A 13,016-nucleotide genomic window follows, 5' to 3' on the forward strand; every position below is an offset into this window, starting at 1 on the left:
AGATGTGTGTGGGGGTGGTTTTTTTTTTTATTAGACAGAAACCATTTACGCCCCACCCGCGCCCGCGGCCCCGTTTCTTTTTTATGGTTGGGGGCCGTCGGCGTTTCCGCGTGCTTCCGTTGAAGCGCTTCGATCGATTTTCGTCCGAACTGTTGACGCTGCCTGTGCCGCTCCCTACCTTGACCCGGCAAGCGCTTTCTAAAACGATTCAATCAAGGCGAGGGCGGAACCTATGTCTCGGACAGAAGGCATGGACCGGCGGCAGATGCTGAGACTTGCGGGCCTCTCGGCGGCCGGTCTCGGGCTGACTGCGGCCGGCTGCGGCTCGGGCGGTTCCAGCGGTCCCGTCACCATCAGGCATGCCTGGTGGGGGGCCGACGACCGGGCGAAGAAGATCCAGCAGTGCATCAAGCTCTTCGAGAAGAAGCACCCGAAGATCAAGGTGAAGACGGACTTCCAGCAGTACCCGGACTTCTGGAAGAAGTTCAACACCCAGGCGGCGGGCGGCAACGCGCCGGACGTCATCCAGAATGCCGTGACCTTCCTCCGTAAGTACGAGGCCAAGCACGTCCTGCTGGACCTCGACCCCCAGGTGCAGAAGGGCAACCTCAGCCTCGAGGGCTTCCGTGCCGGGCTGGAGAAGTTCGCCGAGGTCGACGGCAAGCTGCTCGGCGTCCCGGTCGGCAGCAACACGATGTCCCTGGTGTTCGACGAGAAGGTCTTCGACAAGGCGGGTATCAGCCCCGAGATGGGCTGGACCTGGGACGACTGGTACGCGGGCCTGCAGAGGATCCGGAGCGGCCAGAAGATCGCCGGCGACTCGGGGCCGCACGGCGTCATGTACCTGTACGACCTGGTCCTCCGCCAGAACGGCAAGGCCTTCTTCACCGCGGACGGCATGGGCTTCAGCGACGCGGAGCTGCTCCCCTACTGGACCGAGTCCCTCCAGCGGGTCAGGTCCGGGATCTACGCCGACCAGAAGAAGGTCGAGCAGATAAAGCCCGCCTCCGCCCTCGCCAAGGGGATCTCGGCGGGCGAGTTCACCTGGGACAACTTCTCCGTCCGCTACAGCGCCGAGGGCAGCAGCAGCTACGGACTGGCACCGATCCCGAGCACCGACGGCAAGAAGACCGGTCAGTACCTGGGTTCGCTGATGCTGAGCGGCTCGGCGCACACCAGGCACCCGGCCGAGGTTGCGACGTTCATCAACTTCATGACCCACGAACCCGCCGTCGCCCGGATCATGGGCTACGACCGCGGAGTGCCCGCCACCACCGCGCAGTTCGAGGCCTACGAGCCGAGCGACGCCCCGAACAAGGCGATCGCCGCGTACGAGACCGAGGTCGCCGACGCGGGCGTGCTGGAGACCATCACCCCGCACCCGGCCGGCGCCGATGTGATCGAGGCGGCCTTCCTGCGCATCGCCGGTGACATGTCGCTGGGCAAGGCGTCGCCGGAGGACTCCGTGAAGCAGTTCTTCTCCGAGGCGAAGACCGCCCTCGCCTCGAACTGAGAGGAAAGCGGTGACTCACATCCAGACCTCCACCGCCGGCCCGGCCGCCGGCGGCCACCGTGCCGCCGGGGAGCGGAGCGGTGCGGGGGACGACGGACGCCCCGCTGCCCCGCGGCCGCGGGGCAGCCGCGAGAACCTGGCCGGCTTCCTGTTCATGTCGCCCTGGATCGCGGGCTTCCTGTTCCTCGTCGCCGGGCCGATGGTGTTCTCGCTGTACCTGGCGTTCACCGACTACAACCTGTTCGACGCCCCGCGCTGGGTCGGGCTGCGGAACTTCACCGACATGTTCGCCGACCCCCGGTGGCGCCAGTCGGTCAAGGTCACCTCCTGGTACGTGGTGATCGGTACCCCGGTGAAACTGGCTGCCGCCCTCGCCGTGGCCATGCTGCTCGCCCGGAAGAGGTGGGGCCAGTCCTTCTACCGGGCGGCCTTCTACGCCCCGTCACTGATCGGCGCGAGCGTCTCCGCGGCCATCGTCTGGCGGGCGCTGTTCTCGGACGGTGCCGCCGTCGACCGTACGCAGAAGTTGTTCGGCATCGACGCTGGCGGCTGGATCGGCGACCCGGAGCTGATCATCTACTCGCTCGTGGCGCTCACCGTCTGGCAGTTCGGCGCCCCGATGGTGATCTTCCTGGCGGGCCTCAAACAGGTCCCACGCGAGCTGTACGAGGCGGCCGAGGTGGACGGCGCCGGCTCCTGGCGCAGGTTCTGGAACATCACTCTGCCGATGATCTCGCCGGTGCTGTTCTTCAACGTCCTGCTGGAGACCATCCACTCCTTCCAGATCTTCGCCTCGGCGTACATCGTCAGCAACGGCAGCTGCGGCCCGGCCGACGCGACGCTCGTCTACACCTGTTACCTGTACGACCAGGGCTTCGCGAACAGCCGGATGGGCTTCGCCTCCGCCATGGCGTGGATGCTGCTCGTCGCAGTGGGCCTGGTCACCGCAGTGCTGTTCTGGTCCCAGAAGCGCTGGGTGCACTACGAGGAGGGCGGCCGATGAGCCTGCCGACAGCAGCTGTACGGCGCCGCGGCCGTGGCGCCCTGGCCTGGCACCTCGGTGCGCTCGTCCTCCTCGTGGTGGTTCTCTACCCGGTGGTCTGGACGATCGGGGCGTCGTTCAAGCCGAGCGGGGACATCGTCGGCGCCCAGGGGCTCTTCCCCTCGCGTCCGATCGCCGACAACTACCGCCGGCTCACCGAGGGCATCGCCGGTATCCCGATCTGGCGGTTCTTCCTCAACTCCACGTACATCGCGGTCGGTTCGGTCATCGGCGTGGTGTTCTCCTGCTCGCTCACGGCATACGCCTTCGCGAGGATCCGCTTCGCCGGCCGGAACATCATGTTCACCATCATGATCGGCACACTGCTGCTGCCGTACCACGTACTGATCATTCCGCAGTACGTGCTCTTCCAGAAGCTGCAGCTGATCAACACCTTCACGCCGCTGCTGATCGGCAAGTACCTGGCCACCGACGCCTTCTGCGTCTTCCTGATGGTGCAGTTCATGCGCGGACTGCCCAGGGAGCTCGACGAGGCGGCGCGGCTGGACGGCTGCGGGCATCTGCGGATCTACTGGTCGATCGTGCTGCCGCTGTGCAGGCCCGCGCTCATCACCAGTGCGATCTTCACCTTCATCCAGGCATGGAACGACTTCATGGGCCCGCTCCTCTACCTCAACGAGCCCGACAAGTACACGGTCTCGATGGGGCTGAGGATGTTCATCGACCAGGACGTGGTGGCGGACTACGGCGGCATGATCGCCATGTCGCTGGTGGCGCTGCTGCCGGTGCTCGCCTTCTTCCTGGCCTTCCAGCGCTACCTCATCGACGGCATGGCCACCTCCGGCCTGAAGGGCTGAGGAGCGACGTGGTGACGAAGTCCGGTACCGCACGCAGGACTCCGTACGTCCTGGCGCGTTTCAGCGTGTTCTCCGAGTGTCTGCTCGCCGGCGTGTGGATCGCGCTCGCCGCTCTCCCGCTCGTCACGTTCCTCGCGGCCTTCGCCGCCGGGGCGCGGCACCTGCGGCGGTACCTGGCCGGTGAGCGGAGCGGTCTGTGGGAGTTCGTCGCCGATGTACGGGGAGCGGCACGGAGCGGGTGGCGGCTCTCCCTGCTGTGGTGGGCGGGGCTCGCGCTGCTCGCCTTCGACTGGCGGGTCGCCCGATCGGGAATGCTGCCGGGCGGCCGCGCGCTCGCCGCGGTGAGCGCACTCGGTCTGCTGGCCGTGGCCGTCTGGGGACTGCGTACGGCCGCCGCCTGGCGGTCCGGGGCCAACTGGTGGCACACCGCCAGGACCGCGGCCCGCCGGACCGTGACGGACCCGGCCGGTTCGCTCCTGCTCGTCGGCGGGTTCGTGGCGCTCGCCGTCGCCACCTGGCAGGTCCCGCCGCTGGCCGCGCCCGCCCTCGGCTGTCTCGCCGCGGCCGCCGTCGCCGCGGACCGCCGCTGACACCCTGCGCACCCCCCCCACGTGGAGCCTTCCTCCACCACGCACCACCACGCGATCAGTCATGCCCGTTTCCGCAACGAACTGGAGTCGTGATGTCCCCGATCCCCCGCCGTACCGTCCTCAGGGCCGCCGCCGTCGCCGGTGCGGCCACCCCCTTCTCCTGGGTGCTGAGCGACACCGCCCCGAAGGCCGCGGCCGTCCCCGCCGACGCGAGGACCGGCGATGGCCCCGTCGAGATCGGCTGGCTGGAGGAGGGCGGGCTCGGCGCCGCTCCCGGCGCCACCTTCGGTGTGCCGTGGGCGCAGGGCCGCTACCCGGCCGACCAGAAGTTCGCGCTCGCCACCGCCGACGGCAAGGACGTCCCCGTACAGACCTGGCCCACCGCCACCTGGCCCGACGGTTCCCTCAAGTGGACCGCGCACGCCGTCGGACCCGGGGCGGCGGGAGCGAAGAAGTTCACCCTCACCACCGGTGCGCCCGCCGCCTCCGACGCCGAGGTCAGCGTCAAGTCCACCGGCGGCGGGATCACCGTCTCCACCGGCGTCGTCACGGCGAGGATCGCGAAGACCGGCTCCTCCCTGATCACCTCCCTCAGCCGTGGCTCCACGGAGATCGCCAAGCACGGCAGGCTGGTGCTGATCCGGCAGGGCGAGATCGAGGACGGCGACCAGGGACAGGAGAAGTACGAGCGCTTCGAGAGCGCCATCACGAGGACCGAGGTCGAACAGAGCGGCCCGGTCCGCGCCGTCGTCCGTATCGACGGCAAGCACCGCAACGGCGGCCGCTCCTGGCTGCCGTTCTCGGTCCGGCTCTACTTCTACGCGGGCGCCGAGTCGTTCCGCATGATGCACACCATCACCTTCGACGGGAAGCAGGAACCCGGCAAGGCGAGCGGGGACTTCATCCGCGGCCTCGGCGTCCGCTTCACCGTCCCGATGCGCGACGAGACGTACGACCGGCACATCCGCATCGGCGGCGACGAAACCGGCATGCTCCGCGAAGCCGTCAAGGGCGTCACCGGGCTGCGCCGAGACCCGGGCGCCGCCGTCCAGGCCGCCCAGTTCGAGGGCACGAAGCTGCCCGATCCGGCCACCTGGGACCAGCGCGTCACCACCCGGCTGCCGCTCATCCCCACCTGGGGCGACTACACGCTGAGCCAGCTCTCCGCCGACGGCTTCTCGCTGCGCAAGCGCACCAGCAAGGGCCACGGCTGGATCGCCGCGGGCGGCGGCCGGCGCGCGGCCGGCTTCGGGTACGTCGGCGGGGCGAGCGGCGGACTCTCGTTCGGGCTGCGCGACTTCTGGGAGAAGTTCCCCGCCCAGCTCGACATCCGGGGCGCCGACACCGCGGCGGCCGAGGTGACGCTGTGGCTCTGGTCCCCCGAGGCCGAGCCGATGGACCTGCGCTTCTACCACGACGGCATGGGCCAGGACACCTACCCGGAACAGCTCGAAGGCCTCAACATCACGTACGAGGACTACGAGCCCGGGTTCGGCACCCCGTACGGCATAGCGCGCACCAGTGAACTCGTCTTCTGGGCCAACGACTCCACGCCCAGCGCCGAAGCGCTCGCCCAGCAGTCGCGCACCGTCCGCACGCTGCCGCAGCTCGTCGCCCCGCCGTCCCAGCTGATCGGGGCGAAGGTCTTCGGCGGGCTGTTCTCGGAGGTCGACCGGTCGACCCCCGCGAAGGCGAAGATCGAGGACCACCTGGACTTCCTCTTCACCTACTACAGGGACCAGGTCGAGATGCGCCGCTGGTACGGCTTCTGGGACTACGGCGACGTGATGCACTCCTACGACCCGGCCCGTCACCAGTGGCGGTACGACATCGGCGGCTACGCCTGGGACAACTCCGAACTCTCGCCCGACCTCTGGCTCTGGTACGCCTACCTGCGCTCCGGCCGCGCGGACATCTTCCGCTTCGCCGAGGCCATGACCCGCCACACCGGCGAGGTCGACGTCTACCACCTCGGCCAGTGGGCCGGACTCGGGACCCGCCACGGTGTCCAGCACTTCGCCGACAGCGCCAAGCAGCAGCGCATCGCCAACACCACGTACCGCCGCTTCTACTACTACCTCACCGCGGACGAACGCGTCGGCGATCTGATGCGCGCCAACGTCGACTCCGACGAGACCTTCCTCGTCCTCGACCCGCAGCGCAAGGTCCGGACCGATCCCTACACCCCGGACCGGCACGCGCTCTCCATCGGCTTCGGAACGGACTGGAGCGGGCTCGTCTCCGCCTGGCTCACCGAATGGGAGCGCGGCGGCCCGCAGGCCGCGAAGGCGAAGGACCGGGTCATCGGCACGATGGAGACGATCGCCGCCCAGCCCAACGGCTTCGTGCAGGGCAGCGGACTGTACGACCTCGACACCGGAAGGTTCGCGGTCGCCACCGAGCCCGTCGTCAGCGTCTCCCACCTGTCCGGCGTCTTCGGCCTGAACGAACTCTGCGCCGAACTGATCGGCCTCGTCGACATGCCGCAGTTCAAGGAGGCGTACCTGGACTACTGCCGGTACTTCAACGCCACGAAGGCGGAGCAGACCGCGCGATACGGATCGGACTTCGGGAGCCTGCTGCTGTTCCAGGGGCACTCGCGCATGGACGCCTACGCGGCCGTGCAGACGGGTGACGAGAAGCTCGCCGCCCGCGCCTGGGAGAAGTTCTACCGGAGTGACGGCTACCAGGAGTCCGCCCCCTGGAAGACGGAGAAGGTGAGCGGCCCCGTCACCACCGTCGCCGGCACCGAGGCCAACTGGGTGTACACCAACGACACCGCGCTGTACGGACTCGCCGCCATCGAGAACCTCGCACTCGTCGGGGACCGGATGCCGGCCTGAGCCCCGGGACGCCCGGGGCCGGCCCGCCCGGCGGATCCTCCGTCAGCGCATCCGGCCCAGGGCGTCCTTCAGCCGCCGCGCGTCCCGCAACCGCTTTTCGTACGTCGCCCCGACCACCAGCAGCACCACACCCGCCAGCGCGGGCGGCAGCCAGCGCGGTAGCGCACCGACGACCTGGACCACGTACGGCGCCAGTTCGTGCAGGGCGTCCAGCGCCAGCACCGCGCCACCGAGCAGCAGCAGCGCCTGGAGCCGCATCCGGGCGCCCGCGAGCGTGATCACCAGTGCCGCCGTGCCCAGCAGCAGCGGCCGCACCCAGGTGGGGTCGGCCCAGACCGCGAAGAGACTCGGCACCAGCGTCGCCGCGAGACCCGGTCCGTACGCCGTCCACGAGGACGCGGCCGGATCGCGGCGCCGCCGCATCAGACCGACCACGAGCGCGGGTACCGTCGCCGGCAGGGTGTACGCCTCCGGAGCCGACACCCCGGAAGCCGACAGCCGCACCCACGTCGCCAGGACGAACAGGACCACCGCGACCCGGCCGGCCACCTGCCGCCGCTCGGCGCGCACCGCGGTCCCGGCCGCCAGCACACCGCACAGTGCGAGCACCGTCGCCAGCATCGGCCTGTCCGGCACCGCCATCCCGACCGCCACCGCACCCGCCGCGGCGCCGGTCAGCTCGACCGGCAGCGCGGGCGGACCGCCCCGCAGCCGTGCCCCGAGCAGCGCCGTCAGCACGGGAACGACCAGCATGATCGGCGCGGCGGCCCGGTGGGCCGACGGCTCCAGCGACGCCCCGACGGCCCCGGCCAGCACCGCCGCGCACACCACGGCCGCGCACGCCGTCACGCCCTGCACCACCCGGGCCGCCGGCGGCCCTTCGGCGTGCGTCGCCACCGCCGCCGCGGCGAACGTCACCAGCAACGTGCCGAACACCGCGTACGTCGCGGGCTCCGCCGCCAGCGACAGCAGCCCCGCACTCGCCGCCCCGACCGAGCCGCAGGCCAGCGCCGCGGCCACGACCTGGCCCGGCCCGTGCCGCAACCCCCGTACCGCCACCGCGAGTACCGCCGCGACCAGCATCAACTCCACGGCCTGAACAGCCGCGTACGCAGCGTCCAGCGCAACGGGCAGCACCAGCAGCCCCGCCCACCCGAGCACCACCGCAGCTGCTCCCGCCGTGCCCCGTCCCGACCCGCCGGGCGCGACCACCGAACCGGCCACCCGCACCCACCGCGGCCACCAGCGGTACGCCGCGGCCAGCAGCGCGGCCACCACCAGCAGCACCACCGGTGCCGGGTACAGCTGCGACCCGGCCATACCCCGCAACGCCATCGCGCCGCGCACTCCGCCGTCCGGCGCACCCGACCACACCGCGGCGGTCCGCGACACCGGACCCACCACAACAGCCCCGGCCACCGGCACGGCGGTCAGCACCGCGCCCGCGACCACCGCCGCCGAGGCCCCCAGCACCCCCTGCCCGGCCGGACGCGGCAGCGGAGCCCGTACCGCCGCCGACAGCAGCAGACCGCAGAGCAGATACACCGGGACCGCCCACTGCACGGCGACCCCCGCGGCCGGCACGCCGCCCACACCGGCGACCACCGCCAGGCCGGCGGCCGCCCCGCCGGCCACCGCCACGGCCTTCGGCGCCTGCCAGGCGCCGAGGAGCGCGACCGCAGCCGCGGCCAGCAGCAGCGCCCCGGGGGCGACCGCGGACAGCGGTGAGCCGGCCGTCAGCGACTGCACCAGGGCCACCAGCGTCCCGGCCAGCCCCGTCACACACCCGCCGACGCACGCGGTCACCCGGGCACCCGCCCTTGTGCCCCACACGGCGATCGCGCAGTCCGCAGCCGCCGTCAGCAGCAGCGCCCAGCCGAATCCGGACGCCGACGCCCCCGCCGCCCACGCCCACAGCACCCCGGTGAACTGCGCGGCCACCACGGCCGCAGGCAGCGGCAGACGCAGCTTGCCGAGCGCCAGACCGTACGCCGCCCACAGGCCGGCCAGCACGGCCGACGCGACCGCGGCGAATCCGGGACCGTCGGTCTCCGGCGCCGCCACCGCATGCAGCGCGTACGCGTCGAGGACCGTCAGCACCAGAGCGAGCGCGCCGAGCGACTCGGCCGTCGACCTCAGACCGCGGCGCAGCAGCATCGCGGGCGCGGCCAGCGCGGCGACCGTCACCACGGTGAGCACCGCGCAGCGGCCGCCGATCCCCATCCGGCCCCAGCTGAGCAGGGTGAACGCGATCGCCGCGATCGTCAGCAGCAGCCCGCCGAGGCTCAGCAGCACGTTCTGCGCGCCGCGCCGCGAGGCCTGCGCCCCAGGAGTTCCGAACGGGCCCGCGGGCCGGTGCGGACGGGGCTGCCACGGACTGGCGGGAGCCCCTGACACCGGTCCGGAGGAAGAGCCGGGCGGGGTGGCGGGCGGCTGCAGCACACTCAGCAGCCACGCACGGCGGGTCAACAACTCCGACCGGCGGGCGTCCAGCCGGACCAGTTCACGGTCGAGGAGCGCCAATTCCTCGGCGGGCGGCGGCACATGTTCCATGACGGTGAGTGTGGCGCGGACCACACGTCCGGACATGCGCTCGGATACTCAGGTGAGGGAGTGAGTACGCGCAGACTGGGACCCATGGACTGGAACCACTACCGCTTCGTGAGTGTCTGGGACGTGTCCGCCCCGCCCGGCGCCGTGTACGAGGTCCTGGAAGCCGCCGAGGAGTACCCGCGCTGGTGGCCACAGGTCCGGGAGGTCGCCAGGGCCGACGGGGCCAGCGGGACCATGCGCATCCGCTCCGTCCTCCCGTACGACCTGGTCGTGACCGTCCGCGAGCGCCGCCGTGACCCGGCGGCCGGGATTCTCGAGGTGGACATCGGCGGGGATCTCGACGGCTGGGCCCGCTGGACCGTCACCGCGCACGGCAGCGGCAGCCGCGCCACGTACGAGCAGGAGGTCGGCGTGCGGCGGCGGTCGATGCGACTCCTCGCGGTGCCCGGACGTCCGGTGTTCCGGGCGAATCACGCGCTCATGATGCGTGCGGGACACCGCGGACTGGTGGCCCGTCTCGAAGGAGTTTGAACCACACCCGCCGGGACCTGTATGGTTCGTTGCGTTCCCGGGCGATTAGCTCAGTGGGAGAGCGCTTCGTTCACACCGAAGAGGTCACTGGTTCGAAACCAGTATCGCCCACCCCGGGAGAGGCCGGTCCGTCAGTACCACCGACGGACCGGCCTCTGCGTGTCCGGGCCACGGCTCACGGAACCGGCTGCTCCGCCTCCGCGTTCATGCCGAGCCCGGTCCCGTGCCCAGGATCATGCCGCGGCCGGCAGCTCCGGACGCAGCGGCCACGACGGATCCACCGGCTCCGGTGTACCGCTCTTCGCGAACCATGCCTGCAGCCCCCGCGCCTGCGCCGCGTGCCATGCCGCCTGCAGCGTGTGCAGCTCCGTGGGGGACAGCCGTTCCAGCCGCGACGAGAAGCGCCGCCCCACGGCCCGCACCAGCTCCAGCGAGGCCGCCGCGTCGGCCGCCGCGTCATGGGCGCCGTCCAGCACCACCTCGTACAGCGCGCAGAGGTCGGTGAGCGTGCGCCGCCCCTTGCGGTACCGGTCCAGATGCTTGTCCAGGACCCGTGGGTCCAGTACGCACAGCGGGTTGTTCTCCAGATAGCCGGCGAGCGACGACGCCCGGTGCCGCTTCAGCTCCCGGTCCAGCAGCGTCAGATCGAACGGCGCGTTCATCACGACGAGCGGCCGTCCGGCAGCGCACTGCTCGGTCAGCGCCCGGGCTATCTCCTCCACCACCGGCGCGGGCCAGCGGCCGTTGCGCTGCAGGTGGTCGTCGGTCAGGCCGTGGATCTCGGTGGCCCCCACGGGCACCGGCACCCCCGGATTCACCAGCCAGCGGGTGACGCGCATGCGCCCGCCCGCCGAGTCCTGGACCACCAGGGCGGCCGAAACGATCCGGTCCTCCTCGACGTCCACTCCCGTTGTCTCGGTGTCAAAAGCGGCCAGCGGCCCTTCGTACCAGTGAGTCATCCCCGAACTCCTCGTGCCCGAACGGCAGATGGCGTGATTCCCCTGCCCGATTCGGTGATACCCGCGCCCTTTGCCTGATACGCCGTTTGAGGAGCGCTCCGTGCGGTGACAACACAGGTGACAGGCGCGGAAGTTGCCTGCGCACCCACCACCGAACGAACCGATCGGCACAGCCCGGAAGGCATACGGAGCCATGGCGCTCGCGCAGCCCGACCCGAGCGGGCTGCTGCCCCAGCGGATCGCTCCGCTGCGCGGCACACTCGCCACCACCGCCTGCATGGAGACCCTCCAGGTGGGCTACCTGCACGCAGTCGCGGCCGCGGCGGGGTGCTCCCTGTCGCAGCCCTTCCCCGACAACGGCATCGACTGGCACGTCAGCCACGGCGCCCCCGGTCACACCGTCGACGACGAGGTGACCATCAAGGTGCAGCTGAAATGCACCTATCAGATTCCACCGCGCCCGCCCGGACCGACGTTCGCCTTCACGCTGGACAACGCCCACCTCGTGAAGCTCGCCCGGACGCCCGTGTCGGTGCACAAGATCCTGGTCGTGATGCTCGTGCCGCGCAGCCAGGACGAGTGGCTGAGCGCCGGTCACGACCGGCTCGACCTGCGGCACTGCTGCTACTGGACCAACCTGGCCGGCCATGCGGTGACAGGCCGGCACCGGACCACCGTGCGGATTCCGACCACGCGCATATTCGACGACCGCGCGCTCTGCGAGATCATGACGCGGGTCGGGGCGGGAGGGAGACCCTGATGCACCGGCCGATGGACGAGCCCGCTGACGACGCGACCCTGTCGGGTACGCGGCCACACCCCGGCGAGGAGATACGGCACCGCCCCGCGGCCCTGCCGCCCCCCGGGGACATCCCCGACCCGGCCCGCGTCGACCCGGCGGTCCTCGGCGCCCTGCTGGACCGGCACGGCTGGCACCGCCGCGGCGGCGCGGCCGGACGCTACAGCCGGTGGACCCCGCCCGGGGCGGTGGCGCTCTCCGGCGGTACGAGCCTCCTCGTGCCCGACACCACGGCTTTTCCCGACAGCGAGGACCTGCTCGGTGAGGCCCTCACCGCGCTCGCCCGCAGCGCCGCCCCCTCCGCCCGCGACGTGCTGGTCTCCCTCGCCGTGCCCAGCGACGAGATCCGCTGGTGGCGCGATGTCCCAGACGTCGCGGCCGGGCCAGCGAGCGCCGCCGGCGCGGCCGGCTGGACCGGTGCGGAGCAGCTGCGCACCGCGGCCCGGCAGATCCTGCTCGCCGGGGCGCTGGCCGCCCGGGCCCGCAGCGGGTTCCACGGCGCGCGCCACCGCCGGCGGGCGCTCGCCGCGCTCGAAGGCATCCTCGTCGGCCCCGCGCCCGGCGGCCGCGAGCTCACCGCTTACCTGCCCGTCGAACCGGGCCGGGCCGTCGCCGTTCGGCTCTACCACGCCCTGCACGCCACCCGCGAGGCCATCGACTTCCAGCGTGCCACCGGCGGTATGGAGGCTTTCGACAGCGCCGTCGAGGCCGGGGTCAGCCGGGAGCTCACCGAGGCCGTCATCGCGCTGGTCCGAGGCTCGGAAGGGACCCGTATCGCCCTCGCCTGGGCGCCCGCCGCGGGCACCCCCGACGCCTGCCCCGCCCGTCCGGAACCGGTGGAGTTCTCACCGGGCGACCTGCCCGCGCTGCGCCTGGCGGGGGCCCGCTACCAGCAGGAGGAGCCCGCCGTCACGGTACGGATCACCGGGGCCGTCGTCCGGCTGCGCCGGTCGGGACCGCGCGGATCCGGGGTCGTACGACTGCGGGTGCTGGCGGGCGCCGAGGTCCCGCACGTACGGCTGGAGCTCGACGAGGAGGCGTACCGGATCGCCGGTCACGCCCATCTGGTCGGACTGCCGATCCGGGTGGAGGGGCGGCTGGAGAGCCGGGGCGGCTTCCGGCGGCTGACGCGTGCCTCACAGGTCGTGCCCGTGGAGGTCGACGAAGCGGAACGGGACCGGCTGATGAAGTCGCTCCAGGAGAACCTCGACTTCTTCGAGGAGGCGTGCACGGGCGAATAGCGGCGCAGGGGGTGCCACGGGAGAGCCCGGGGGGCGGCCGGAGCGAACCCTTTCGCGAGGGGGGCCGTCGGCTCGGTACGATTCCTCTTGCGCGCGCAGTGGAACAGCGTGTGCGCCCCCTTCAGTC

10 protein-coding genes and 1 tRNA gene are annotated in these 13,016 nt (G+C 71.5%); 9 read left to right on the forward strand and 2 right to left on the reverse strand.

Features of this window, described 5'->3' with window-relative positions; genetic code table 11:
- Positions 1-232 precede the first annotated feature (232 nt).
- The 5 genes from ACFVXE_RS16470 to ACFVXE_RS16490 all read left to right on the forward strand — a co-directional run bounded on the left by ACFVXE_RS16470 (position 233) and on the right by ACFVXE_RS16490 (position 6,806).
- A complete protein-coding gene (locus ACFVXE_RS16470; protein ID WP_389671824.1) occupies positions 233-1,513 on the forward strand; it encodes an ABC transporter substrate-binding protein in 1,281 nt (426 codons plus the stop codon).
- A 10-nt stretch (positions 1,514-1,523) separates the two neighbouring features.
- Positions 1,524-2,516: a carbohydrate ABC transporter permease gene (locus ACFVXE_RS16475; protein WP_389671825.1), complete on the forward strand. Its 993-nt coding sequence runs from the start codon at positions 1,524-1,526 to the stop codon at positions 2,514-2,516.
- Positions 2,513-3,373: a carbohydrate ABC transporter permease gene (locus tag ACFVXE_RS16480; RefSeq protein ID WP_389671826.1), complete on the forward strand. Its 861-nt coding sequence runs from the start codon at positions 2,513-2,515 to the stop codon at positions 3,371-3,373. Before ACFVXE_RS16475 ends, ACFVXE_RS16480 begins: the two co-directional genes overlap by 4 nt.
- An 11-nt stretch (positions 3,374-3,384) precedes the next feature.
- Positions 3,385-3,963, forward strand: coding sequence for a hypothetical protein (locus tag ACFVXE_RS16485; protein WP_389671827.1), 579 nt, complete (start codon positions 3,385-3,387; stop codon positions 3,961-3,963).
- A gap of 92 nt (positions 3,964-4,055) precedes the next feature.
- The gene (locus ACFVXE_RS16490; RefSeq protein WP_389671828.1) at positions 4,056-6,806 is read left to right on the forward strand and encodes a Tat pathway signal sequence domain protein; all 2,751 of its coding nucleotides are present in this window, start codon (positions 4,056-4,058) and stop codon (positions 6,804-6,806) included.
- Between the two features lie 42 nt (positions 6,807-6,848).
- On the opposite strand, the gene ACFVXE_RS16495 is transcribed toward ACFVXE_RS16490, so the two are convergent.
- Positions 6,849-9,395: an SCO7613 C-terminal domain-containing membrane protein gene (locus ACFVXE_RS16495; RefSeq protein ID WP_389671829.1), complete on the reverse strand. Its 2,547-nt coding sequence runs from the start codon at positions 9,393-9,395 to the stop codon at positions 6,849-6,851.
- Positions 9,396-9,443: 48 nt separating this feature from the next.
- Between ACFVXE_RS16495 and ACFVXE_RS16500 the strand changes: the two genes are divergently transcribed.
- Positions 9,444-9,890, forward strand: a complete 447-nt coding sequence (locus ACFVXE_RS16500) for an SRPBCC family protein (protein WP_389671830.1) — start codon at positions 9,444-9,446, stop codon at positions 9,888-9,890.
- 39 nt (positions 9,891-9,929) lie between these two features.
- Positions 9,930-10,001 (forward strand) — tRNA-Val (locus ACFVXE_RS16505).
- 122 nt (positions 10,002-10,123) lie between these two features.
- Here the strand turns inward: ACFVXE_RS16505 and ACFVXE_RS16510 are convergent.
- Positions 10,124-10,849, reverse strand: coding sequence for a 3'-5' exonuclease (locus ACFVXE_RS16510; protein WP_389671831.1), 726 nt, complete (start codon positions 10,847-10,849; stop codon positions 10,124-10,126).
- Positions 10,850-11,042: 193 nt separating this feature from the next.
- On the opposite strand from ACFVXE_RS16510, the gene ACFVXE_RS16515 reads away from it, so the two are divergent.
- Together ACFVXE_RS16515 and ACFVXE_RS16520 are read left to right on the forward strand one after the other, a co-directional pair.
- A complete protein-coding gene (locus ACFVXE_RS16515; RefSeq protein ID WP_389671832.1) occupies positions 11,043-11,609 on the forward strand; it encodes a DUF4365 domain-containing protein in 567 nt (188 codons plus the stop codon).
- Positions 11,609-12,889 carry a hypothetical protein gene (locus tag ACFVXE_RS16520; RefSeq protein ID WP_389671833.1) on the forward strand — a complete coding sequence of 427 codons (1,281 nt, stop codon included), beginning with the start codon at positions 11,609-11,611 and terminating at the stop codon, positions 12,887-12,889. Before ACFVXE_RS16515 ends, ACFVXE_RS16520 begins: the two co-directional genes overlap by 1 nt.
- The last annotated feature ends 127 nt before the right edge of the window (positions 12,890-13,016 follow it).

Origin of the sequence: Streptomyces sp. NPDC058231 (assembly GCF_042882275.1) — a bacterium.
Taxonomy (GTDB): Bacteria; Actinomycetota; Actinomycetes; order Streptomycetales; family Streptomycetaceae; genus Streptomyces.

Bases quoted from the DNA above. Each gene is read 5' to 3' on its own strand.
- ACFVXE_RS16520 (WP_389671833.1), top strand. From the start codon at position 11,609: ATGCACCGGCCGATGGACGAGCCCGCTGACGACGCGACCCTGTCGGGT.
- ACFVXE_RS16500 (WP_389671830.1), top strand. From the start codon at position 9,444: ATGGACTGGAACCACTACCGCTTCGTGAGTGTCTGGGACGTGTCCGCC.
- ACFVXE_RS16495 (WP_389671829.1), bottom strand. From the start codon at position 9,395: ATGTCCGGACGTGTGGTCCGCGCCACACTCACCGTCATGGAACATGTG.
- ACFVXE_RS16510 (WP_389671831.1), bottom strand. From the start codon at position 10,849: ATGACTCACTGGTACGAAGGGCCGCTGGCCGCTTTTGACACCGAGACA.
- ACFVXE_RS16470 (WP_389671824.1), top strand. From the start codon at position 233: ATGTCTCGGACAGAAGGCATGGACCGGCGGCAGATGCTGAGACTTGCG.
- ACFVXE_RS16480 (WP_389671826.1), top strand. From the start codon at position 2,513: ATGAGCCTGCCGACAGCAGCTGTACGGCGCCGCGGCCGTGGCGCCCTG.
- ACFVXE_RS16490 (WP_389671828.1), top strand. From the start codon at position 4,056: ATGTCCCCGATCCCCCGCCGTACCGTCCTCAGGGCCGCCGCCGTCGCC.
- ACFVXE_RS16515 (WP_389671832.1), top strand. From the start codon at position 11,043: ATGGCGCTCGCGCAGCCCGACCCGAGCGGGCTGCTGCCCCAGCGGATC.